The following is a 22,762-nucleotide window of genomic DNA, read 5'->3' on the forward strand; positions in this document are numbered from 1 at the left end:
ATATGGAGACAATCAAAACAGCAAGTCAGCGAGTCTGTTGGGATCAGGGCGTCTGTTTATTGCCTGAAAAATAAATCAGGCAAAATCGAGAAGCAATGGGGAATGGTCGGAAACCTCATCTTTTAATACTTCAAAACGGTTGGACCGAATCTCTGGCGAGATAAGGATGTAATCCGCGAACTTTTCAGTCTTCGGGTACAGACTGGTGCGGGTGGAGGCAACCTTGTGAGTCTTGATCAGGTTAGTCATTCCCTGCTCCAGTATTTTCATGCTTTCGGTATCAGGTTTCAGGTTAAAGTCACCGCATAATATTTTGGGAGCATGAATGGTATCCATAAAATGCCGAATGCGCCTGGATTGCGAAAGCCTTTCGGGGCTGTCTGATTTGCCCATGCCGTTCCAAAGGCCATGAACATTCAGTATGGTGTAGGGTTTATTGTTAATGCGGCATTCAAGCCATTGCATGTTTCTGGAATGAGTGGGCCCGCTACCGGAATAAACGGGATTATCATGAATAGAAACCTCGCCCTCATTCAGAACATGAAAACTGTTTTTAACAAATGTGCCTATACCATAAATATTACCAACAACGGGTCTAAAATACCCCTTATGCTCGGGCAGCAATGCCTGCAGTTCAGAAAAAATCTGCAGGCTGACTGCCCTGTCTTCGCTGGAAATCTTTGCCGGCGCATTATGGTAAACTTCCTGGAAGCAAAAAACATCAATATCACGATGTGCGGTTATGAAATCCAGAAGCGGTTTGCGGACATGACCGCCCCAGATATTAAGTGTAATCAATTTCATATTGGCTCGCTTTACTTCGAATAAATTCACCGTTATATTTGTTAGATTAAATCACCCGTATGCTTCTTACAAGAGTTGACATCCAATCTTCTCTTGCTCATCTTTTCTATCCCGGTCTGGATACTGCCTGTTTGACCGCTATACACTCAAAATATTAAAAGAACCTTAACATTTATTTAAGACATGATGCATTACAATGCGTCTTGGCGATTACAATGATGAGAACCGCAATGCTTTCAAGTCGATCATTTTTACTACAATTTCTGGAATCAGCTGATGCCGCAACACTGAAAAAATATCGCCTGCCGGAAAACCAGCCGGACACAACCAGCTTGAGAATGCGGATTTTTGATCGCGTTCCCCGTCTGCTGCCGGATCAGAAAATCGACGAGATAGGCGTCGTATTCAGACATATATGCCTGAATATCAAATCAGTAAAAAAGACAGATAATGGACTTAGACTAGGCAGTGATTCGGATAAAAAACGGATTCACACCTGGCTGGTAAGTATTATTGATACAGCAGTAAATGAATTACTGGATACGAACGGATGCATTAATCCAAAAATCGCCGCCTTGCTGCACTGGAATCAAAACCTCACACCATCACAAACAGCTGACATTATTTGCGCCTATGTGAATGCCGTCAATCAGGCCATGGTTCCTGATTATATTCCCCAGTCATCAATCAGCTTTCAAGCGGTCTGGAATTATGTTAATGAAAATTATAAAAACATCGTCAATCAAACATTAAAAAAACGAGGATTCGCCTTCACAAATCTATCTGTTCAGACCGGCCTAAATTCCCGTTCTGAAACGAGTCACGGGTTTGCTTACCAAAATAAAGCCCCTCAAAAACTCTCCCGTGTATTTGGAATCCCTATCGGCGGCATTGTCTTTTTTCCGTCACATCAATCAAGCATACTTGTCGCGGATCATAAAAGTAGTCACGCCATTTCACCCGTAACAAACAAAACCTGATATTGATACGATCACGGCAGTATTAAGCCTTTCTTAAGGGAAATCCGTATTTTCTCTGTAATTTTATGCGTTTTGTAATATTTTCTTAATACTTCGGGATTAATATTGAGGCATAAAATTCATCACTATTATAACTATATAAACACAAATCGAGGTTGGTATGCTGGCCCGCATAGCTGAGATTGGAGATGCGCGAATTTTATGGGACTTGTTCCATCGTAAATACGCCGCGGAAGAATCAAAGATATTGATAAAAGCAGCATCTGTAATCTCAAAAGAAGACTGCAGTTTGAATGATTGCGAATCCCTGTTTGCCGCGCTGAATAAACTGGCATGGGATGATCAGATTTTCTCTTCCGACATGCTTCCTGCCGCAGCCCGTACTCTTTACCAGTCTGGCAGAATATCATTTCATCAGTTTTGCACTATTCTTGAACGCAGACAGACTTTTCCTGATTTCCCGCATATAAAAACCTATCGCATTCTGGATGAGAACGGTGAATTTACCCGCGAAGCAGTTCGATATTTTTTACCCATGCTCTTGTCGCATCGATTCCTCAGACCGCTAGATGCGAACGAATTGAAAAAATTAAAGCTGCTAATCGCCGCCCTGCCTGAGTCTGAGCAGACATTTTATACCACCTCTCAAGGCAAGCTGGAAAATGAATCACTAGACAGCCTGGCTAGAAATCTATTGATATCAGGCGCATTGCATGTAGATGCTCAAACCAGTGAGCTGGTGCATGCAAGCACCGGCGTGTTTGATGCAATAGGGATAGTGCGCTTCGGGTTTGATAACTATATCAGGCCGGTTCACAGGCTGTGCGAACAGGGAATTGATGATATTGACAATGGCGTGCGCCGGTTTGCGCGTATCACGGCAATCAGTTATCCGGGGACTGTTGCCTATAAAGATATCCACGGCTTTCCTGACGTCACACCATTTGAAGCAACGGCGCATGATAAATATCACTCCATGGTCATGTCTGCCATTCCCAATCCCGTTCTTTTTGCCGTCTGGAGATTGATAGATCTCGCGCGCAACCATGGCGGCCATAAATGGTCCAAGGAAATTTGGACATGGGTGGATTGTGAACTCGTGCATTGCGTCAGCAATCATAAAAAAATCGCAAAAACTGAAATGAATAGTTGCGAGACCACCGAATTATTTTGTGAAACCCTGAAAAAAGGCAATAATACCTTTTTCCAGGTTGGCAAGTACAGCTCACTGATCATCAAAAATGTCGCCACACCCGCATTTATTTTCATGTTGATAGACATGATAAAAAACAAAGCCGAATGGGCGGCATTTAATATCAACCCTGAATTTCTTGTTCAAGAATTCAAATATCATTATGACCGCATAAAAGAAATCTATCAATTCATCAAAGATGACCAGCCTCTTGTCCAGGCATTGAAATGCCAGGTATATTTTTATCTTCTGACAGACTCGAGCATAAAACAACCTCTTGCTGTATTTGAGAAAAATTCCCGCTTGATTGATGCTTCGGGCTCAGAGATTCTGGCAGACTTGGAACTTAAAAAAGTCCTGAAAAAGGACTCCCATTTTCCTGCTTATATGGCGAATACCATATATCTGTCACTTGCCGGCGGCACCTCGCCAGAAGAAAACTATATGCGTATCAAAGACTATAAACATCGCGCTGTAAACATCTCGGTGGAAGAAGAATCTCAGCATCCGCATATGCCGACACAGATGAACAAACGAGTGCCGTCCAGCATTATTACCAGCTCTAGTCTGTGGCTGCATTGTGACAAGAGAAAGCATATTCCCTCGCCTATACCTGTACCGACAGAAGTCTCCTATTTGTCGGTGTAAGTTCGCGAAGTTGAATCCACCTGATATTTCATCTATGATCATTCCATTGATTCCCATTTACAGGAATCTTCGGAATAGGTGATGGCGTTCAATGCAAGGCGGTTCAAGGTCTATGTTTTTCCCGCTGCCCTTGTTTTTTCGATTTTGTCCGGGGGGTTGGCCGGAGCCTTTCTTGGGCCTCGTGCTTTATTCTTGAAACCTTTTGGTGATATTTTTCTGAACCTGCTTCTTGCTGCCGTGGTTCCCCTGGTTTTTTTCAGCATTTCTTCCGCGGTTTCCCATTTGCGTCTAGATAAACTGTTAAAAATTCTCTTGACCATGCTGGCTGCCTTTCTTTTTACTGGTCTGGTTGCGGCGATCTTCATGTTTGTAATTGTACGGATATTTCCTCCCGCCCAGGGAGTTCTCATTAACCTGTCTCCGCAAGGTCCGGTAAATACCATTCACCTCTCCGACCAACTGGTCAATATGCTGAGTGTTCCGGATTTTACAGAATTGCTTTCGCATAAAAACATGCTGCCTCTGATTTTGTTTTCCTTGCTGGTCGGGCTTGCAACCGCATCAGCAGGCGACAAGGGAAGACCTTTCGCTGTTTTTCTGCAAGCAGGAACGGAAGTATTCATGCATGTGATCCGCTTGATCATGTATTACGCGCCAATTGGTTTTTTCGCCTATTTTGCTGTGATGGCCGCTGATTTGGGCCCGCGTTTTCTCACCAGTTACGTGCGGGCCATATGCATTTATTATGTCAGCGCATCAATATATTTCATCCTCGCGTTCACGTGGTATGCATGGCTGGCTGGCGGGATTCTCCGCGTCAAGCTATTCTGGGGTCATGTTTATTTCCCCATGATGACTGCCTTCGCCACTTGCTCCAGCGCAGCCAGTATTCCCGCAAACTTGCAAGCCACGCGCAATATGGGTGTCGCGGATGACATTTGTGAAACCGTTGTGCCATTAGGAGCAATGCTGCACAAGGATGGCTCGGTATTAGGCGCAGTATTAAAAATTGCGTTCCTTTTTGGAATATTTGGCCTCAGTTTATCCGGTCCGGCGGACATACTGTCCGCAATAGGCATCGCAATACTGGTAGGCACAGTCATGGGCGCCATTCCAAGCGGGGGCATGCTGGGGGAAATGCTGATCATATCTACTTACGGATTCCCTTCGCAAACCCTGATCATGATCGCAGCCATCAGTATCATGATTGACCCTCTGGCAACCATGTTGAATGTCACGGGCGACAGTGTTTGCAGCATGCTGGTGGAACGCTGGATAAAAAAAGAGGGCGCTCGTTGAACCGCGGAGACTCAGGTTTTTTTTGACCGGCTTTTTCCGGCTGCCCACTCCTTTCTCAGCAATGAATAGATATGCAAATCGATGTCTTCGCCGTTCAGATAAAACGCGCCCCGTGCGATACCTTCATGTGTAAAATGCACTTTTTCAGCCACCCGCACGGATGCGTCATTGCCGGCCGGGATAAGGATTTGTATGCGGTTGAGACGCCGCTGATTAAAAATGAAATCAACCAGGAGCTTGACTGCTTCCGTGGCATAGCCTTTTTTGCGCGCCGAATGATCGAAAATGAAGTAACTCAATTCCACGCTGTCTGATAAAGTGGAGGCTTTAGCACAATGAATAATGCCCAGCATATTATCTTTATCGTCGACTATCAGCAGACGCTGGGAATCGCTGCTCCAAAATCCGTTTTTGGCAAATTCTTCCCGAAAAACCGGCTCCGGAACAAGCGCCAGCGGATAATACGGCCCTCTGGATTCCGCATCATGCCAGGCATCATACAGTTTGGGTAAATCACTTTCTTTTATCAGGCGAAGTTGAATTTTATGGCCTATGATCATAACCGTCCCTATCTTTCAAAATGGCAGACATCAATCCCCTTTCAAGACGTCAGGTGCGTGCATATATAAATCATCTTACCATACTTGAAAACGCTCAAAAAACACTCATAACCGCCCGAGACAAAAAGCCTGAAAATAATATATAAGTATTTGAAATATATGACTAAACCACGCACGGAGTGAACGTCCTCGATTTGTGGGCCAGAATCTGTTAAATTACGCGACTACTTTAATCCGGCTGAGATGACCATGCCTCTGACACCCAAAACCAGACAACAATTGAAAGCACAGGCGCACAAGCTAAAACCAGTGATTCTGTTAGGTAACAATGGATTGACAGACGCCGTCAGCAAGGAAGTTGATCGCGCACTGAATGATCATGAGTTAATCAAAATTCGCATTCAATCCAGCGACAGAGATTTGCGACGCGCATTGTTCAACCAGATTTGTGCGGGCAACCAGGCAGAACTGGTTCAAGTCATAGGCAGTATCGGGGTGATCTACCGGAAAAACCCAGACAAGAAATAATCAAGTTGTCCGTTTCGGTATCTTTTCATTTTTTCATGTAATCGTAAACCACTTTCCCGTAGGGCAGCGTCAAATCCGTAACAATATGTGAAGCGGAAATGACTTTACGCACGGGGAGATCGGCCACTGGCGCCATGGCATGCGCAGTCAAAGCAATATCCGCCGGGCCGCTCCAGGCTCCTTTCACAGTCAGGTTTTCTAGATAATATTCCACCAATTCGCAAATTCGCGGCGTTCCATCTACATGAGGGATGATTTTCAACAAATAACTAGGCGCCAGCAGTGACGCGCGCACTTGCTCGTTGTCCAGTGTTATGTACTTATATCCCATGGTCGCCACTGCCACATCCAATTCCTCATAATTCAATTTTCCAATCAGCGTTTCATTGTTGACACGCAGACTGGGTTTCGCCAGTTTTTTAGGAAATCCCCAGATTTCTCTCCCGGCCGCGATCGGAGCTTCATCATCCAGATACATGGCGTGTACATACCCGCCTTTTTTTCCCTGATATGTTACCGGTATGACTTGCCCCGACTCCGTGTAATCACCAAAGCCGGTTGAATCCGGCATGCGAATAAATTCAAATTTCACGACAGGTTCAGTGACTTCCAGAGGTTCAGGGACAACTTCTTTCAGTATGTCGAGATCAGTCTCATAGGTGACAATAAAAAATTCCCGATTGACGAATCGATAAGGTCCTCTTGGGTACGCGGGGCGAGAGATTGGCATGGCGAATGCATTCTTGAGAATGTCGGACTGCTTCATGATTTACTCCTTCTCATCTGGCTGCTGGGTCTTATTCAATCCTGGCGTACAGCGAAATCAGGTGATCGCAGCATAATTTGCGATTTCATCAAACAAACTGTCTTCCACTACCGGGTGTTCCGATACCTCGTACAAAACCAGGCCCACATCATCCGGACACGGTTGGATCCAGGGTGGATTGCGCATGACCTTATATACGTCGTCGCAACCGTTTTTAATACGAGCCAGGATAGTGGGCAGGGAAAATTCATAATCTTTCGATGAGAGTTCCGAATGTTTGCCTTTGCAGTGAAATCGCGCGAGATGTATGATTCCGGTCTGCCCCAGATCGAGAATTTTTTTTAATTCGGGATCCTCTTTCTTCTCGGGAGACAAATTCTCTCCCAAAACGCGAATGGCATGCCTCAAATTATGAATATTTCGATAAACAAATATGGCTTGTTTGTGGTGGCTGGAATAGGTAATTTCCTTCTGGCGTTTATAGACGCCATCCATATTCGTTGGCCGCGTTCCGTAAGCATCAAACAAATGCACCATAAAGCACAAGTAGCGTATGGGCTCCCGCTCGCAGAGTAATAAATTAAGTTGTGTATTGGAATGCAGTCCTCCATCCCAATAAAATTCGCCGTCCACATCTACAGCTGGAAATCCCGGCGGCAAGGCGCAGCTGGCCATGATATGCTCGGGAGTGATTGTGATCTTGGTATTGTCAAAATAAACCAGCTTCCCCGTTGCGACACGCACCGCGCCCATGCTGAGACGCGTCTGTTTTTGATTAATGAGATTAAAATCGATGAATTCCAGCAATGTATCGCGCAGCATGCTGGTATCGTAATAACTCAGCTTGTCCGCAGTGCTTTCAATCCCCAGCCAGGGGTTCCACCAGCGTGGCTTGAAAAATCCGGGCTGCCCTGTGAGTGTGGTGACTTGCGCGCTGAATTCGTGCTGCATCCGTTCCATGGTGATATTGTTGATAGAATTCGGAGCTGCTGGAATATTTGTCGCGATGGTATTCCAGAAGCCTTGCAGTTTACTGACACGTTGTTCGTGAGGGTTGCCTGCGATGATCGCGCTGTTGATAGCCCCTATGGACGTTCCTATTACCCAGTCCGGTGAATAGCCTTGCTCACTTAATCCCTTGAACACGCCAACCTGATAGGCTCCCAGCGCTCCCCCGCCATGTAACAGAAATACGGTTTTATCGAATAAAACGGGTTGTGTTTCTGCCATGATGCTTCCTTATCATTTTCAGGACACTTTTACATTATACCCGTATTTTCACGAAGACGGACCAGTACGCCATGTCCGGCGGGGCGGATAGTCACGCCCATTATTATCTTGTTGAATTTACATCATATAATTCAAAGACGCCCTTGCTTGAGCAGAACAAGAGGCTTTTTGCAGGTTAAGCCGCGGAACCCGCTAACACGATGCGTTACGCCCCAGCGCCTGAGGCAAGTTCTCTCAGTGAATATTCGCCAGACAAAAATTTGCGATTTGCCCGAGAATATAGGATGCGGCGTAATTCGCGGCAAATACTCCTCCGTACGGTGTTCCGTAAGGAATCATCACTTCCGCGTTAAATTGCCTGGCAGCAATGATTTGCTGGCTGGATACCTTGTATAACTGGGCATTGACAGTCATAACCAAGACCGGTGTGCGCCGTGTAAAATCCTGTTTAAGCTCCAGCAATTGTGTATTAAGCACATAATCAAAATGCCCGCTGTAAGGCGGTGTAACCACGCTGCGGAAAGAATGTGTATTTTGCAGCGTCTGGACTAATAAAGGTTGCAGCATTTGCACAGGAGGTTCGGCCCATTCATTCTGGCTAAAATAAGCAATCTGATAAGGCTTGATCGAATAAGCCATTTGCGTTGTGTTATAGATCGCATGGGTTTCGGGCATTGAAACCAGAATGACAGCCTGACGGTTTTTTTTGACAGGCACATGCGCGGGTAATCTGTTTATCAAATATCGGTCTGGCAGGTTAGGCTTGACGGGAGACAAAAACGAGCATGCCGAAAGCGAGACAAATGCAAGTATCAGGATACCGTACCGCATGAATTGTATTGAATAGAAAATCATCGTTTTTCACCTGGTCCGGGTGGTGGGACTGCCGCACCACGAATTAGCATGGAAGGGTTTTGTTTAAGCTGCGTGGAAACCTCACCCAGGGTCCGAGCGACATCGTTCAGATTGGACAGCAATCTATAAGTGGTCGGCAAGGTTTGCAGCTCCAGTGTTTTCATCGCGCTGGTACTGGATTGCAGCAACGGTGTGAGTTGCTGGCTCGCGCGTGTGGTGTTCAAAATCAATAAATTCAGTCGTTGGCTATTGGCGGAAAGCGTTGTGGTCAGGCGGTCAAGATTGGCAAGAATATCCTTGAAAGACTTCAGGTTCTCCTTGTCCATCAGCGACCGAAACGCATCGGCGACAGTCTGCAGGTTTTTCGAGAGCCGGGTCAGGGCGATATCCAGACGCATAAAAATGGATGGAGCAGTTGGAATAACCGGATAATCTTGCCCTGATACCGTGACGAGCGGCGTCAAGTCATTTCCGGAATCTTTCAGGGCGATAAATACCACGCCGGTAATTCCTTTGGTAGTCAATGTGGCCACCGTTCCCCGGGTAATCGGCGTCGAGGTGTTGATGCTGAGCAACACCTTGACCAGATGGGGGTTGGATTTGTCAATGGAAATGGCTTTGACTGCCCCCACATTCACTCCATTGTATTCTACCGGTGCATCAATGCTGAGACCGGAAACCGATTCCTGGCTGTAAATCAGGTAGTTGGAGTATTGAATGGCTGATAGCCCGGATGAAAGCCATATCACTGAAAAAACGACTGCGGATACCAGAAAAATGACAAATGCACCCACCAGTGTGTAATTCACATCAGTATCCATGGCGGCTATTCTCCATGTTTATAGCTTTCCCCGGCTGCCCTGCCCCGCGGCCCGCCAAAAAATTCCTGTATCAAGGGGTGAGGGTTTTTGACCAGTGCAGGCATGCTGTCCACACTCAAGACGCGGCCCTCGCCTAAAAACGCCACCCGGTCTGTTACTGACCATAGACTGTCTAGATCATGCGTTACCATTACAATAGTCAAACCCATAGTACTCTGCAAGTTCCGTATCAGCTGATCAAACCCGGCCGCGGTGTTGGGGTCCAGACCCGCGGTGGGTTCATCCAGAAAAATGAGTTCCGGGTCTAGCACGATTGCCCGTGCGAGCCCCCCGCGCTTTTGCATGCCTCCGCTTAATTCAGCGGGATATTTGAGCGCCGCATCAACAGGGAGGCCAGCCATGAGTATCTTCAGCAAAGCCAGCTCCTTGATGCTGGCATCATCCAGGCAAGTATGTTCCTTGAGTGGAAAGATGACATTATCAAGCAATGTGAGTGAACTGAACAAGGCATTGGATTGAAACAACACGCCCCAGCGCCGCTGGATTTCCAGAATATCGGCTGGTAAAGCTGCCGTGATATCCTGGCCGAATATTTTGATCGTTCCCGCGGATGGCCTGGTCAGGCACATCATTTCTCTTAATAACGTTGTTTTCCCGCTGCCGCTGCCGCCTACGATTCCCAGCACTTCACCGCGGCGTACAGACAAGTCTATCCCCTTATGCACCCAATCGCCGCCCAGGCAAGTCTTAAGTCCGGTAATCTCGATAATGGTATTCTGACTGCTCATAACTTCATCTTACTAAAGATGACAGAGAAAACGGCATCTGCAACGATAATAAAAAATATCGCGAGTACCACGCTGCGAGTGGTGTTTTGCCCCACGCTGTCGGCGCTGTTTTTTACCTGCATGCCTTGAAAACAGCCTATACTTGCGATAATCAGGGCAAAGACTGGCGCCTTACCAATTCCTATCAGGAAGGCACGCAAAGGAATTTGCTGGGGGAATCGCTGCAGGAATTCATACCAGGTGATGCCCAGCATATTGTTGGACATTACCATGCCTCCCACGACGCCGAAGATGTCAGACCACATGGTCAGCAGCGGCAGTGATATCAGAAGACCCAGAATCCGGGGTAACAGCAACAGCTCGGCCGGTGTCACACCCAGAGTATTCAAGGCATCAATTTCCTGATTCAATTTCATCATGCCTATACTCGCTGTGAACGCAGAGCCCGTTCTGCCGGAAACCATAATGGCAGTAATTAAAGGACCGAATTCGCGCAATACAGACAAGCCCAGTAAATCCACGATATAGATATTGGCTCCATAATTACGTAACTGCAGACCCATCTGGTAAGTCAACACCACTCCGATCAGAAATGAAAGAAGCGCGATGATGGGCAGCCCCTGGTAGCCCGTGCGGTAGATGACGCTGGCAAGCGCATTCCAGCGCCAATGACGGGGATGCAGAATAAGGCGCAGAGTTTCGAATGTAAGACCGCCGATGAAAGCAAGATACAGCTGGAATTCCTGCAGCTGCTCAATGGTATTCTTGCCCACCGCTGTCAGAAAGGTTATTTTCTTGCTGGCAGGCAGCGGAGTTTGCTCCCTGACTTGATTTTCGATAATAGCCAGCAGTGACCGGGATTGTTCAGGAAAGTGCACCCATTCGATTCTCAATCCTTGCCGCGACAGTGTATTTTTCAGATCAATCAGCAGCCATGCACCCGCGCTGTCCATTCTGGCAATGGAGGTGCCATCAATAGAAACTTGACCCCTGGCCGGCCAGCTTATCGCCGCCAGCAAGGATTTCAATTGCGCCAGATTCGCGAGATTCCAGTCGCCGCGACACGTCAATATACGCTTGTCAGGATCAAATTGAATCGCGTTTTGTGCCTTCATAATCCTTTACAGAGTTGCTATCAGAGTTCCCCAAGTATCTCTTGAATCCAGGGTGATTGCAAACCTTGCACAGCGAGGAATGAGAGATGAAACAACACTGCATAAAACAAAATGGGCTGTCTTGAAACAGCCCATTAACGATGATAATGATGCGCTTTTATTTGTGAGATGTGGTACTGGGCTGTTTTTGCTTGGAGCCGGCTTGTGTGTTGTTGAAATAAAGTTTCAAACCATCATTAGCATTGAACCACTGATTTTGGCTGCCGTTCAACTGCGGCGAAATTTGCTGGCCTTTGTATTTTTCATCCAGTTGAAAATAGCCTTGCGGATCTGTCGTGGCGGAAATATAGCCGCTGTCCTTGCCGCGGACTTGCAGCTGCAGTTTATAATTACGCATGGGTTGCTTGGTGTTTGAATCGAGTAATTGAATCTTCATGACAGGGTTCTCCTTCGTTCTTTTATGTCGGTAATCCATTTAATTAATGTGTGCATTTTTAATTATAATGAAGAATGAGAAAGAGATTATTAAGAACGCAGAATTTGTCTATGTATTAACCTTTTACTTCAAGTTTGTAAAAATTAATCTCATTAACGCCTGAGCAAGAGAGGCATCGACAACACCAGGCGCGTCTCTTGCTCTTGTCTGTAATGATAACTTGTTCAATTTTCAGTCTGGCTTGGGCACCCGTATCCATGTCTGGGTACGGCCAAAGAGGGATATTCCGATATACCCTCTTACATTGAGCTTCTGACCGTTACTGATCAAGGTAATGTAGCAATTGTAAATTTTGCCGTTAAGAGGGTCCAGAATAGTTCCGCCGCTCCATTCTGCCGGGCTGTTAGGGTTCTGGCGCAATCCTTCCATAATCACCATGCCCACGATACGCTGATTGTGTCTGTAACCCTTGCAAGCGGTGCATAACTCATTTTGATCATAGCCCGGACGGGGATAAATCTTGACAATTTGTCCATATAACGCGCCGCCAGATTGATAGATTTTCAGTATTGATTTGGGCTTGCCTGTGACATCATCAATCGTCTTCCAGTAACCCAGCGGGGAATTGAAGCTGGCAGCCGGACACACTGCGGCAAACATGAAAAGTGACAGACTTATCAAGGCATAAAACAGGGCTTTTTTCATTTGATCGTTTCCTTACGTTTGTCAAGCAGTGTAAATATCTTGTTTTTGATTTCGTCCACTGAACCAGTGCCGTCTATTTTGACATACTGCGGGTGGCGCGTTCCGCCACGCTCGACCGGATGCGCGTAGTACTCACGCAGAGGATGAGTCTGGGTCTGGTAAACAGTCAGGCGTTTGCGTACGGTTTCTTCACTATCATCCGGCCTCTGTATCAAGACTTCCCCGGTAATATCATCCTGACCAGCCGTACGCGGTGGATTGTAATGGATGTGATATATCCGCCCCGAGCCTGGATGAATCCGTCTGCCGCTCAAGCGCTTGACCACTTCCTCTTCAGGCACATCAATGTCGATTACATAATCCAGCGGCGTGAGGCGTTGCAAAGCCTCTGCCTGCGCAACAGTGCGCGGAAACCCATCCAGCAAAAACCCGTTTTTGCAATCGGGCTGCCTGATTCGGTCTTCCACCAGATCGATGACGATATCATCGGGAACCAGGCGACCGCTTTCAACAATGGTTTTTACCCGCTTACCCAATTCCGTCGCCTGCTGAATAGCATTGCGCAGAATATCGCCAGTCGAAATGGGTGGTATGTGGTATCGCTCGCCTATCAACTTGGCTTGCGTACCCTTGCCTGCGCCCGGGCAGCCGAGCAGTATTAATCGCATTGATCCAACCCCCATTTTTGAAAAAGCTCGGGGTATTTTAGTGTGCCGGGAGATTGAACACAATGTTTCTCGCCCATAGAGTACAGAATATGATGGCTATTTTTTGACTGGAACGCCTCGGGTGTAACCCAGCAGACACGATAAGGCCCGCTGACTGCCTAATTCATTCCATTGGTCATAGGCTTCCAGAGGCATCAAATCCGGTGTCTCACGAATCGATTGAAGCACATCCATCAGCGTGACAAATTGCAAGGCCAGTGACCAATAGATATCATTGGCTGTATTGGAGATAGTCGCATAAGCAGAACGGCCAAGATCAACGAAGTAATTGATTTTGACATGTTTCTTTTGCGCTTGGCGGGGGAAAAGCCCGGCATACAGCAGACATTGATCGCCCACATTCTGCAAGCAGGCGTTGCGCTGCCGTTCGCGCTGCTGCATGGCTTCCAAAAATGTTTTTGCAAAAATCTGCTGGGCCACTTCAGGCCTGTCTGTATAGCGAATCAGCAGAGAGATCAGGTAGGTTTCGAGTTCCTGGGTCAACGAAATGGAGCAGCGTATTTCGGCATTTTTGATTGTTTCATGCCATAAAACCAGTGTAGTCTCGCTTGTCAGCAGGGGCATAATCACACCTCCTCATTTAATTTTAGTATAAGATAGTGACATTAAGAAAGACTGAGGCGGGACGGATGGAATAAGTTCATATAAAATAGGCTCTTATGGCGGATATGCGAAAAACCATTTTTATCTCTGATCTGCACCTGGATGAAACCCATCCGGAAGCGGCGGAAAAATTCATACAGATGACACGAGATCTCGGCTCCGATACCGATGCTGTTTATATTCTCGGAGATCTGTTTGAAGTATGGATTGGCGACGATGAAAACACCCTCTTTCAACAGCAGATAAAACAGGCGTTAAAATCGCTCGTTCACAAGGGTGTGCCCGTGTATTTTATGCATGGAAACCGTGATTTTCTTGTCGGCGGACGTTTTCTGGATGAAACAGGATGCCGGCTGCTGCCCGATGAAACCCGAATCAAAGTCTATCAAACCGACGCCTTGATCATGCATGGCGACACCCTTTGCACTAAAGACATAGACTATCTCAAGGCGCGAAAAGTCATGCGCAATTTATTTCTGCAAAAAATATTCCTCCTTCTCCCGCTTGTCATTCGTAAAAAAATTGCCGCTGCCATGCGGGCCAAAAGCAGACAGCACACAGCCAGCGCATCCAGCGAAGTAATGGATGTCACGCCTGATGCAGTGACTGAGATTTTCAGGAAACACAAGGTATCCTGTCTTGTGCACGGCCATACACATCGGCCTGACATTCATGTGCTTGAGTTTGAACGCGCCCGGGTATTTCGCATTGTACTAGGCGCCTGGCATGAGCGCGGCAACATGCTGGTATGGGACGCGGCGGGAAACAGACAATTAGTTGATTTTTAGATTAATACCTCACTTCACACCGCGGCTTTTATACCAAAAAACCGGCCGCGCGCATTATTTCCATCTATACTTTGAGTATTCAATCAGCAAGAACCACATTCGATATGATAACCAAGAAAGATGTACCGCAATGTTTTCAATTGCTTGAAAGGTTAAATAAAATCGGGGTGGCGTTATCTACGGAAAAAAGCCATACGAAACTCCTGGAAATGATTTTATCAGAAGCCATGCACTTGACAAATGCGGATGGCGGCACCTTGTATCTGGTATACAAAAAAAACAGACTGAGCTTTGCCATCTTCGCCAATGAATCATTACGGATCAAGCCTCAAAGCATGATTGATATCGGGCTGCCGGTCACTTCCATCCCGTTATTCATCCATGGCAAACCCAATTTGAAAAATGTCGCCAGCTATTGCTACCATCAAAACAAGACTGTCTTTATTCAAGACGCTTACCAGGATAAGGAACTTGTTTTCTCCGGCATGAAAAAAGTGGACAAGAAGCTGGGATATCAATCCCGCTCATTTCTGAATGTCCCGCTACGAGATCATGAAGGAAATACTATCGGAATCCTGCAACTCATCAATGCCAGGGATACGGCGACGGGAACGATCATTTCCTTTCGTAAAGAGATGGGTTTGGCTGTCGAATCCCTGGCATCACAGGCAGCCATTACACTGACAAAACAGGAGTTGATACAGTCACAAAAAAAATATTCGATTCCATGCTGCAGATGATCGCGAAGTCCATTGATGCAAAGAGTAAATACACCAGTAATCATTGCATGCGCGTCCCGATTTTAACCATCATGATCGCCAATGCAATAAATCGGTCATCTAAAGGCACACCTGGTCTGACACCGTTTACCAAAGATCAATTTGATGAGTTGGTCATCGCAGCCTGGCTGCATGATTGTGGCAAATTGATTGTACCTGAGCATGTAATGGATAAATCCACCAAGCTTGAAACAGTGTGCGACCGTCTGGAAGTCATTAATGAGCGATTTGAAGTCATCCGGCGTGATATCAAAATTCATTATCTGGAACAATTGCAGCGTGTCAAAGGAAATGACCACGCCAAACTTGAAAAAAAATATGTTCAGGATATTGCAGACCTGGACCAGGCAAAAGAATTCATACGAGAGGTAAACCGGGGAGGAGAGTTTTTGCCAGACGATGACAAGCAGCGCATACGCCAGATTGCCAGCAAATACAGTTACCATGATGGAAATAAAATGAAGCCGCTTTTAACAGAAGATGAAGTCATCAGTCTCAGTGTTTCAAGAGGAACATTAAATGATGAGGAAAGAGAAATTATCCAGAGCCATGTCAAACATACGAAAACCATGCTTGAATCGCTGACTTATCCCGCGAACTTGCAAAATGTACCCGAGATAGCCGGCAGCCATCATGAGCGAATGGATGGCAAAGGGTACCCATCAGGCAAAACAAGGAGCGACCTCACCTTGCAGGCACGGGTTCTCATGATTGCAGATATTTTTGAAGCCCTGACATGCGCCGACAGACCTTACAAGAAAGCTAAAAAACTAAAGGAAGTGTTGGCCATCATGGAAGACATGAAAAACAACGGCCACATCGATCCGGATATTTACGACCTCTTTATCAGGGAAAAAATCTATCTGAATTATGCCCGGCAATATCTGGATCCTGGACAGATAGACACCGGAGAGTAATAACTGCGGATACGTTGCTGGTCTTGATGTGCGTCCAAATCCAGGGCACGCCCGCTACGTTTTCAACATGCCGCGCTCAACCGCATCCGCAATCAGCGTTTCAACCATTTCCCATAAGGGTTGAGACGCATCGGCAATAAAACGCTGTTTGTCCTTGACCTGCGCCGAGGATACACCATAACGCGCCCAGGTCCCGCCCTGATTAAAATAATTCAAAAACAAGGGCTGGATTCGATCCAGGCTGGCTGCAAATTTTGCATCCGGAGTGTTTTTCTCTTCAAATTCGCGCCACAGATTCCATAATTCATCACGCAAGTCATCCGGCAGCAGGCCAAAAATCCGCTGCGCCGCCAGATTTTCACGCATGTTTTGGTTCGCTGCATGCGGAGATTCTTCATAGATGAAGGTATCGCCGGCATCAATCTCTACGATATCGTGTATTAACAGCATGCGAATCACTCGGGCGATGTTGACGTCAGGCCCGGCTAATTCGGCAAACACTATCGCGAGCATGCATAGATGCCAGGAATGCTCAGCGTCGTTTTCAGTCCGGGACTGGTCAAGCAGCATGGAACGACGCATGACATGTTTCAACTTGTCCAGTTCAAGAATGAATTGGATCTGTTGCTGCATGCGTGCAGAAAAGCTGGTAAGCGGAGGCTGGAGAAGTAATTCCTGAGTCATGTAGATTACCGTCGGTCTTTTATGGTCAGACAAGAGAGAGAACTTCTGTCCTTCAGATAGTCAATCACCTTGTATGGTCACCGTTATCTTGCGTTTATGGCTGCGCAGCCTGTGTTCCCACAGGTAAATTCCCTGCCAGGTACCCAGCGCCAGCTTGTTATCTGAAACAGGTATGATCAGGGAACTCTGCGTCAATACAGTTCTGACATGCGACGGCATATCATCAGGGCCTTCAGCTATATGCTCATAGAGCGTATCGCCGTCCGGAGCCAACCTCAGCATAAAAGCTTCCAGATCGCTCTGCACGAGAGGGTCGTGATTCTCGCACAGAGTCAGCGATGCGCTCGTATGATGAAGAAACAGGTGACACAATCCTGTCGACACGTTCGCATGATTCACATATTTTGCAACTTCATCCGTAATGTTAATCAATCCTCGTCCTGGCGTTGTTAGTTCGAATTTATATTGTTTATGCATAGTTTCATATTTACAGGGTTAATGGTTTATAACTGATGACGATACCTTGAATGTGCATTTCACTTTGCAGTCGGTCAGCCAGATCGCGGGCCGTGGTACGTTTGTTCTCGGGGCCGACAAAAACACGCGTGCTTTCACCCATGGCTGTGGATATCTGCTGGATAAAAGCCCGGTATCCATTTGCGCGCAACTGGTTCACAACACGCAGTGCGTTCGCCTTGTTCTTGAAACTGCCAATCTGGATGACCCACACAGCGCTTTTCAGTTTGATCAGGCCGTCATCGTCTATGGGTGTCTTGACCGCTGATTTTAACACGTTGTTGACAGGCAGTTTAATCGCGGACAGATTTTGCGATTTAGAGCTGTGGCTGTTTTTGCCGAGGCGCGCGTTTTTTTTCAGTAATACCGCGGCCTTTTCACCTTCTATGATGCGGTAATTGCTGGTTTTCACCGGATCAGGATTGGTTGTCGCCATCTCTGCGGTGACTTTTGATTTATTCGCCATCATTTCCGATTTGATGATATCACTGTGAGATAATTGGATCTTCATACTGTCAGACCCCGGATCAGCTTCAGGCGCCTGAATGGGAGTGCCGGATGCGGTATTTTGTGCTTCAACGGCCTTGCCGCTGTTATCATCCTGGAACGGCGCAGGCAAGGTTTGTGACCCCGGTGCGGCAGCGTTGATCACGCTGGGATGGGTAGCAGTAATGACATCTTCCGGTGTCTGATTGACATGGTTTTCAACCGGCTGGGGTGCCGCCGTAGCTTGTTCGGCAACAGCTGGCTGGACGGGCACAGCCGCCTCGGGTGCGGCAGCCGCCGCCGTGACCTGAATAGATTGATCAGGAAAAGGAGGTGTTTTAACGAGTGCAGCCTCTGTAGATAATTCCTTACCACCCTGAAATAAAGGCAACAAAATAATGACTAATCCAATAACAACAAGAATGCCTAAAATCCTGTGCTTAGTTTGTCTTTCCATGTATCACCTCTAAAGTCAATAAGGGGTCAAATGGCCATCAACTTTCTATTCTATAATACTTTCCCCTCACCTGTAGAAAGAATTTTTTGCCTGGTCAATTTCGCCAGGATACGCCCTATGCCGGGGCGCATTTCCGAGCGATGCAAAATCATGTCAATAGCGCCGTGTTTCAGCAAAAATTCACTGCGCTGGAAACCTTCAGGCAGCTTCTCGCGCACAGTCTGTTCAATCACGCGCGGACCCGCAAAACCAATCAGGGCATCAGGCTCAGCGATAATAACATCTCCCAGCATGGCGAGGCTTGCGGATACACCACCCATGGTTGGATCCGTCAGTACCGAAATATAAGGAATACCCTGTTCGGATAATTGAGCCAGCGCTGCGCTGACTTTCGCCATTTGCATCAGCGATATCAACGCCTCCTGCATGCGGGCGCCGCCGCTTGCAGAAAAGCACACCAGTGGTGCGTTCATTTCTATGGCTGTATTAACTGCGCGCGCAAAACGTTCGCCAACCGCCGCGCCCATAGATCCTCCGATAAAGCCGTATTCAAAGGCTGCCGCAACAACGGGCATGGACAGCAATTGCCCCCGCATCACTATCAGCGCTTCTTTTTCACCAGTATCCTTTTGCGCGGCGGACAGGCGATCCTTGTACTTTTTCAAATCCCTAAACTTGAGTCTGTCTTCAGGGCCGATTTCTGCGCCAATTTCCAGCATGGAATCGGGATCTAGAAAATAATCCATGCGCCTGCGGGCACTGATACGCATGTGATAATCACACTTGGGGCAAACTTCCAGGTTTCTTTCCAGTTCAGACCGGTATAATACGGCATTACACTTATCACATTTGGACCATAAACCCTCAGGCACACCTTTTTTGGTACTGGCACCTGTTCTAATCCGTGAAGGCAGCAATTTTTTAAACCAATTCATAAGGTTACCTTATATTCTCTCATCGTTGAACAAATCAAGGACACATGGAGCGGCATTATATCAAAAACACAGGATCCGACACTGGAAAAATATAGGGCTCTGGATAAAGCACACGCGTGAGGTACAGACCATCTGCCGGAGCGGTTTCAGCAGCTGCACGCCGATTCCTGGCCTGAAGGACTTCAAACATCCATTCCGGCTCCCGGGTATTTGAACCGATTTTAACCAGTGTTCCCGCTATGTTGCGAACCATATGATGCAGGAATGCGTTGGCCTGTATTTCGATCACAACAAAATCACCCTGGCGCGAAATGGAAAACTCCGTGACATTGCGCATCGGGGATTTGGAGTTACACTGGGATGAGCGAAAGGAGCTGAAATCCTGTTCGCCAATCAAATGCCTGCCAGCTTCACGCATACGCTCTATATCCAATGGATAGTAATGCCATGTGACCCTGTGGTTCAAAATGGCTGGGCGGATGGGATGGTTGTAAATCACGTAACGATAGCGGCGCGCTGTGGCGGTAAATCGGGCGTGAAAATGATAATCAACCTGTTTTGCCCAGCGAACCACTATAGAGGATGGCAAGTGAGAATTCGTTCCCCATATCCACGCATCAATGTGGCGTTTGGCACGGGTATCAAAATGCACGACCTGGCCTGTCGCATGCACATTCGCATCCGTGCGTCCCGCACAGAAAAGAAAAACGGGCTCATTCGCGACAATGGACAGGGCTTCTTCCAGTTTACCCTGTATAGTTGGCAAACTGCGCTGGCCCTGCCAGCCGTAATAACCGTGACCATTATATTCAATGCCGAGTGCAATGCGCATATGTTAAATCTGAATCATCAGTTGTTGTGCTTCCTGCTGCTGAGACGCACTGCCTTGCTCTGCGACATAATGCAATATGGTTTTTGCCAGGTCATTTTTGCCGGATTCAATATATGCGCGCGCCAGATCCAGCTGAGTCGCGATGATATCATCACCCGAGATGGCGGTCAGGTCATGCCATTCTGACGAGCGATCCGCAGACTGAAAACCGAGACTGGCTGTTTGCGCGGCACTGTTTGCAGGCAAGACGATCTTTCGGGATGGCGGTGGTTTTCTGAAAATGAAATACAAACCGATGGCAAGCATAAACAGCGAACCTGCTCCAATAGACACCAGCAAAATGAGATAGCTTTTAATAATCAGTAATATCATAGCGGCGAATAGTGTTCGATTAAATGTTCGGCAATCTGGACAGCGTTGGTCGCCGCCCCCTTGCGCAAGTTGTCAGATACAATCCAGAGATTCAAGCCTCTCGTGTGAGAGATGTCTTCGCGCACACGGCCGATATGAACATGGTCATTCCCGGTCGCGTCCACTACCGGTGTCGCGTAAGGAAATTTGCCTGTAACAAGTCTGACACCAGGCGCACTGGCAAGAATTTTCAAAGCCTGATCAGTCGAGATTTTTTCCCTTGTTTCAATATGGACCGATGCCGAGTGACCGCATACCACCGGCACGCGGACCGCGGTTGGATTGATGGCAAGCGTGCGGTCATCGTAGATTTTTTGCATCTCCCACACGATTTTCATTTCCTCCCGCGTGTAACCATTATCTTGGAATTCATCGATATGAGGCAGGATGTTAAATGCAATCTGCTGCGAATAAACCCGGGGCTGTATGTGTTGATGATCCAACAGTTGACGGCTTTGTTCCGTGAGTTCCGCTACCGCTTCCTTGCCGGTTCCGGATACAGACTGATAAGTGGCGACATTGATACGCTCTATACCCACTGCGTCATAAATGGGCTTTAATCCCACTGCGATCGGGATAGTGTTGCAATTAGGGTTAGCGATAATGTTACGTTTGCGAAAGCCTGCAAGAGCATCAAGATTCACTTCAGGCACGAGCAAAGGAACATCTTCATGATTGCGGTAATAAAAACTCTTGTCTATGACCACATTCCCCGCCGCTGCCGCCTTGGGCGCATATTCTGCGGCCAGGTCATTGCCCACGCAAAAAAATGCAATACGGGTGCGCGTGAAGTCAAACGAAGACAAGTCTTGTATGCGATACTGTTCTCCGCGAAAAGTAATATGCTTGCCTGATGATTGCTGGCTGGCAAGAGGGAACAACTGATTGACTGGAAAGTTTCTCTCCGCGAGCAGAGACAATAAAGTGGTGCCGACCAAGCCGGTTGCGCCAACAATCGCGATGGAATAATTTTTCATGGGTTTCTTGCTCCAACTGCACTATGTTGATTTTGCCTGTTCAATGCCCTGCAGCCAGGCACTGATGGTTCCCCCTATCAGCCGGGGATTGCTTTCCTGTGCAAGATGCAATTCTTCGCCGATATCAACGACTTCCAGGTTAGGCAGGTTATCCTTGGCCCAGATAACGGTTGCAATGGACGTAATGAATCCAGGTACGGAATAAAGCATTAGTTTAGGCAGCCTGGAATGCTTGAGTTTTTCGGAATAATCAGCAATCAGCTTATCGATGCGTGTTTTTCCCTGCCCGTTTGGCAACTCCCTGAGATATTGCAGGATAGGTTTGCCGGCACCTTCCTGCAAAAATGGCTGCCGATAATTCTGCATTTCTTCTTCAGTCAATTGCCGCATGACATTCTGCGGAATGATCTTGTCAACGAAGGCGCTGCCATTCATGACAAAGTCCGACACATTTTCCATACCCTGCAAGGCGATCAGTTGCTCCTGGAACGGCAGGGAAATATCGTTTTCATTCAGGGAACGCAAAAATGCCTCGTAAAAAACAAGCCCTCTGCAATTCCTTTCATGCCGCATCGCATAATCCAATCCTATCAGCGACCCCCAGCCATGCATGACGATAGTGATATTTTTGAGACCCAGCGTTTCGATGAACTTTTCGATATAACGAATATGATCAAAGACAGTATAGTCAATATCCGGTTTGTCCGAATGGCCGAAACCGATCAGATCTGGCGCGATACAGCGTCCCAGCTGTGTCAGATGGGGAATGACATTTCGCCATAAATAACTAGACGTGGGTATGCCGTGCAAAAACAGGATGGGGCTTCCTTCTCCCGCTTCCACATAATGCATCCTGGAACCATACACCTCAATGTATTGGGACGGCAATTGCACTGTGTGGAAAATCCGTTCGTTTACCATA

General features: G+C 47.2%; 27 protein-coding genes. 7 read left to right on the top strand and 20 right to left on the bottom strand.

Annotation, left to right across the window (positions count from 1 at the left end):
- Positions 1-75: 75 nt before the first annotated feature.
- Positions 76-804 carry an endonuclease/exonuclease/phosphatase family protein gene (locus tag AQULUS_RS05620; protein ID WP_148339112.1) on the bottom strand — a complete coding sequence of 243 codons (729 nt, stop codon included), beginning with the start codon at positions 802-804 and terminating at the stop codon, positions 76-78.
- Between the two features lie 230 nt (positions 805-1,034).
- Between AQULUS_RS05620 and AQULUS_RS05625 the strand changes: the two genes are divergently transcribed.
- From AQULUS_RS05625 to AQULUS_RS05635, 3 genes are all read left to right on the top strand, one after another.
- Entirely contained in the window at positions 1,035-1,784 is a 750-nt protein-coding gene (locus tag AQULUS_RS05625; RefSeq protein ID WP_148339113.1) for a hypothetical protein, read from the top strand.
- A gap of 160 nt (positions 1,785-1,944) precedes the next feature.
- Positions 1,945-3,624 (top strand): hypothetical protein, encoded by a 1,680-nt coding sequence (locus tag AQULUS_RS05630; RefSeq protein WP_148339114.1) that lies wholly within the window; start codon positions 1,945-1,947, stop codon positions 3,622-3,624.
- Between the two features lie 81 nt (positions 3,625-3,705).
- Positions 3,706-4,923: a dicarboxylate/amino acid:cation symporter gene (locus AQULUS_RS05635; protein ID WP_148340288.1), complete on the top strand. Its 1,218-nt coding sequence runs from the start codon at positions 3,706-3,708 to the stop codon at positions 4,921-4,923.
- Positions 4,924-4,934: 11 nt separating this feature from the next.
- Here the strand turns inward: AQULUS_RS05635 and AQULUS_RS05640 are convergent, their stop codons facing one another.
- Positions 4,935-5,483, bottom strand: a complete 549-nt coding sequence (locus tag AQULUS_RS05640; RefSeq protein WP_148339115.1) for a GNAT family N-acetyltransferase — start codon at positions 5,481-5,483, stop codon at positions 4,935-4,937.
- A gap of 249 nt (positions 5,484-5,732) precedes the next feature.
- Between AQULUS_RS05640 and yhbY the strand changes: the two genes are divergently transcribed.
- Positions 5,733-6,011 carry a ribosome assembly RNA-binding protein YhbY gene (yhbY, locus tag AQULUS_RS05645; protein ID WP_148339116.1) on the top strand — a complete coding sequence of 93 codons (279 nt, stop codon included), beginning with the start codon at positions 5,733-5,735 and terminating at the stop codon, positions 6,009-6,011.
- Between the two features lie 25 nt (positions 6,012-6,036).
- Here yhbY and AQULUS_RS05650 read toward each other — a convergent pair whose 3' ends face one another.
- From AQULUS_RS05650 to AQULUS_RS05695, 10 genes are all read right to left on the bottom strand, one after another.
- On the bottom strand, positions 6,037-6,777 hold the full coding sequence (locus AQULUS_RS05650) for an acetoacetate decarboxylase (RefSeq protein WP_148339117.1): 741 nt from the start codon (positions 6,775-6,777) through the stop codon (positions 6,037-6,039).
- 57 nt (positions 6,778-6,834) lie between these two features.
- Complete coding sequence (locus AQULUS_RS05655; RefSeq protein WP_148339118.1) at positions 6,835-8,007, bottom strand: patatin-like phospholipase family protein; 1,173 nt, start codon at positions 8,005-8,007, stop codon at positions 6,835-6,837.
- Positions 8,008-8,241: 234 nt separating this feature from the next.
- Entirely contained in the window at positions 8,242-8,862 is a 621-nt protein-coding gene (locus AQULUS_RS05660; protein WP_148339119.1) for an ABC-type transport auxiliary lipoprotein family protein, read from the bottom strand.
- Positions 8,859-9,683, bottom strand: coding sequence for an MlaD family protein (locus AQULUS_RS05665; RefSeq protein ID WP_148339120.1), 825 nt, complete (start codon positions 9,681-9,683; stop codon positions 8,859-8,861). The genes AQULUS_RS05660 and AQULUS_RS05665 overlap by 4 nt, the downstream gene beginning before the upstream one ends.
- A gap of 5 nt (positions 9,684-9,688) precedes the next feature.
- Positions 9,689-10,471, bottom strand: a complete 783-nt coding sequence (locus AQULUS_RS05670; protein WP_148339121.1) for an ABC transporter ATP-binding protein — start codon at positions 10,469-10,471, stop codon at positions 9,689-9,691.
- Positions 10,468-11,586 carry an ABC transporter permease gene (locus AQULUS_RS05675; RefSeq protein WP_232051845.1) on the bottom strand — a complete coding sequence of 373 codons (1,119 nt, stop codon included), beginning with the start codon at positions 11,584-11,586 and terminating at the stop codon, positions 10,468-10,470. Before AQULUS_RS05675 ends, AQULUS_RS05670 begins: the two co-directional genes overlap by 4 nt.
- A gap of 157 nt (positions 11,587-11,743) precedes the next feature.
- Positions 11,744-12,022, bottom strand: a complete 279-nt coding sequence (locus tag AQULUS_RS05680; RefSeq protein ID WP_148339122.1) for a hypothetical protein — start codon at positions 12,020-12,022, stop codon at positions 11,744-11,746.
- 231 nt (positions 12,023-12,253) lie between these two features.
- Positions 12,254-12,727: a DUF2147 domain-containing protein gene (locus AQULUS_RS05685; protein WP_148339123.1), complete on the bottom strand. Its 474-nt coding sequence runs from the start codon at positions 12,725-12,727 to the stop codon at positions 12,254-12,256.
- Positions 12,724-13,395, bottom strand: coding sequence for an adenylate kinase (adk, locus tag AQULUS_RS05690; protein WP_148339124.1), 672 nt, complete (start codon positions 13,393-13,395; stop codon positions 12,724-12,726). Before adk ends, AQULUS_RS05685 begins: the two co-directional genes overlap by 4 nt.
- 96 nt (positions 13,396-13,491) lie before the next feature.
- Positions 13,492-14,019: a hypothetical protein gene (locus AQULUS_RS05695; protein WP_148339125.1), complete on the bottom strand. Its 528-nt coding sequence runs from the start codon at positions 14,017-14,019 to the stop codon at positions 13,492-13,494.
- 104 nt (positions 14,020-14,123) lie between these two features.
- Here AQULUS_RS05695 and AQULUS_RS05700 point away from each other — a divergent pair, with 104 nt between their 5' ends.
- The 3 genes from AQULUS_RS05700 to AQULUS_RS05710 all read left to right on the top strand — a co-directional run bounded on the left by AQULUS_RS05700 (position 14,124) and on the right by AQULUS_RS05710 (position 16,542).
- Positions 14,124-14,846: a UDP-2,3-diacylglucosamine diphosphatase gene (locus AQULUS_RS05700; protein WP_148339126.1), complete on the top strand. Its 723-nt coding sequence runs from the start codon at positions 14,124-14,126 to the stop codon at positions 14,844-14,846.
- A gap of 104 nt (positions 14,847-14,950) precedes the next feature.
- A complete protein-coding gene (locus AQULUS_RS05705) occupies positions 14,951-15,586 on the top strand; it encodes a GAF domain-containing protein (protein WP_148339127.1) in 636 nt (211 codons plus the stop codon).
- 47 nt (positions 15,587-15,633) lie between these two features.
- Entirely contained in the window at positions 15,634-16,542 is a 909-nt protein-coding gene (locus AQULUS_RS05710; RefSeq protein WP_172622750.1) for an HD-GYP domain-containing protein, read from the top strand.
- A gap of 54 nt (positions 16,543-16,596) precedes the next feature.
- Here the strand turns inward: AQULUS_RS05710 and AQULUS_RS05715 are convergent, their stop codons facing one another.
- The 8 genes from AQULUS_RS05715 to AQULUS_RS05750 are packed head-to-tail and all read right to left on the bottom strand — an operon-like array spanning position 16,597 to position 22,761.
- Positions 16,597-17,226: an HD domain-containing protein gene (locus AQULUS_RS05715; protein WP_148339129.1), complete on the bottom strand. Its 630-nt coding sequence runs from the start codon at positions 17,224-17,226 to the stop codon at positions 16,597-16,599.
- 60 nt (positions 17,227-17,286) lie between these two features.
- Positions 17,287-17,703 (bottom strand): secondary thiamine-phosphate synthase enzyme YjbQ, encoded by a 417-nt coding sequence (locus AQULUS_RS05720; protein ID WP_148339130.1) that lies wholly within the window; start codon positions 17,701-17,703, stop codon positions 17,287-17,289.
- Between the two features lie 10 nt (positions 17,704-17,713).
- Positions 17,714-18,685 (bottom strand): SPOR domain-containing protein, encoded by a 972-nt coding sequence (locus AQULUS_RS05725; protein WP_148339131.1) that lies wholly within the window; start codon positions 18,683-18,685, stop codon positions 17,714-17,716.
- Positions 18,686-18,735: 50 nt separating this feature from the next.
- Positions 18,736-19,620 carry an acetyl-CoA carboxylase, carboxyltransferase subunit beta gene (accD, locus tag AQULUS_RS05730; protein ID WP_148339132.1) on the bottom strand — a complete coding sequence of 295 codons (885 nt, stop codon included), beginning with the start codon at positions 19,618-19,620 and terminating at the stop codon, positions 18,736-18,738.
- A 55-nt stretch (positions 19,621-19,675) separates the two neighbouring features.
- A complete protein-coding gene (gene truA, locus AQULUS_RS05735) occupies positions 19,676-20,452 on the bottom strand; it encodes a tRNA pseudouridine(38-40) synthase TruA (protein WP_148339133.1) in 777 nt (258 codons plus the stop codon).
- Between the two features lie 3 nt (positions 20,453-20,455).
- Positions 20,456-20,824, bottom strand: a complete 369-nt coding sequence (locus AQULUS_RS05740) for a FimV/HubP family polar landmark protein (RefSeq protein WP_148339134.1) — start codon at positions 20,822-20,824, stop codon at positions 20,456-20,458.
- Positions 20,821-21,840: an aspartate-semialdehyde dehydrogenase gene (locus tag AQULUS_RS05745; protein ID WP_148339135.1), complete on the bottom strand. Its 1,020-nt coding sequence runs from the start codon at positions 21,838-21,840 to the stop codon at positions 20,821-20,823. Before AQULUS_RS05745 ends, AQULUS_RS05740 begins: the two co-directional genes overlap by 4 nt.
- A 21-nt stretch (positions 21,841-21,861) precedes the next feature.
- A complete protein-coding gene (locus AQULUS_RS05750) occupies positions 21,862-22,761 on the bottom strand; it encodes a haloalkane dehalogenase (protein WP_148339136.1) in 900 nt (299 codons plus the stop codon).
- Position 22,762: the final 1 nt, after the last annotated feature.

The organism is Aquicella siphonis (assembly GCF_902459485.1).
GTDB lineage: Bacteria > Pseudomonadota > Gammaproteobacteria > DSM-16500 > DSM-16500 > Aquicella > Aquicella siphonis.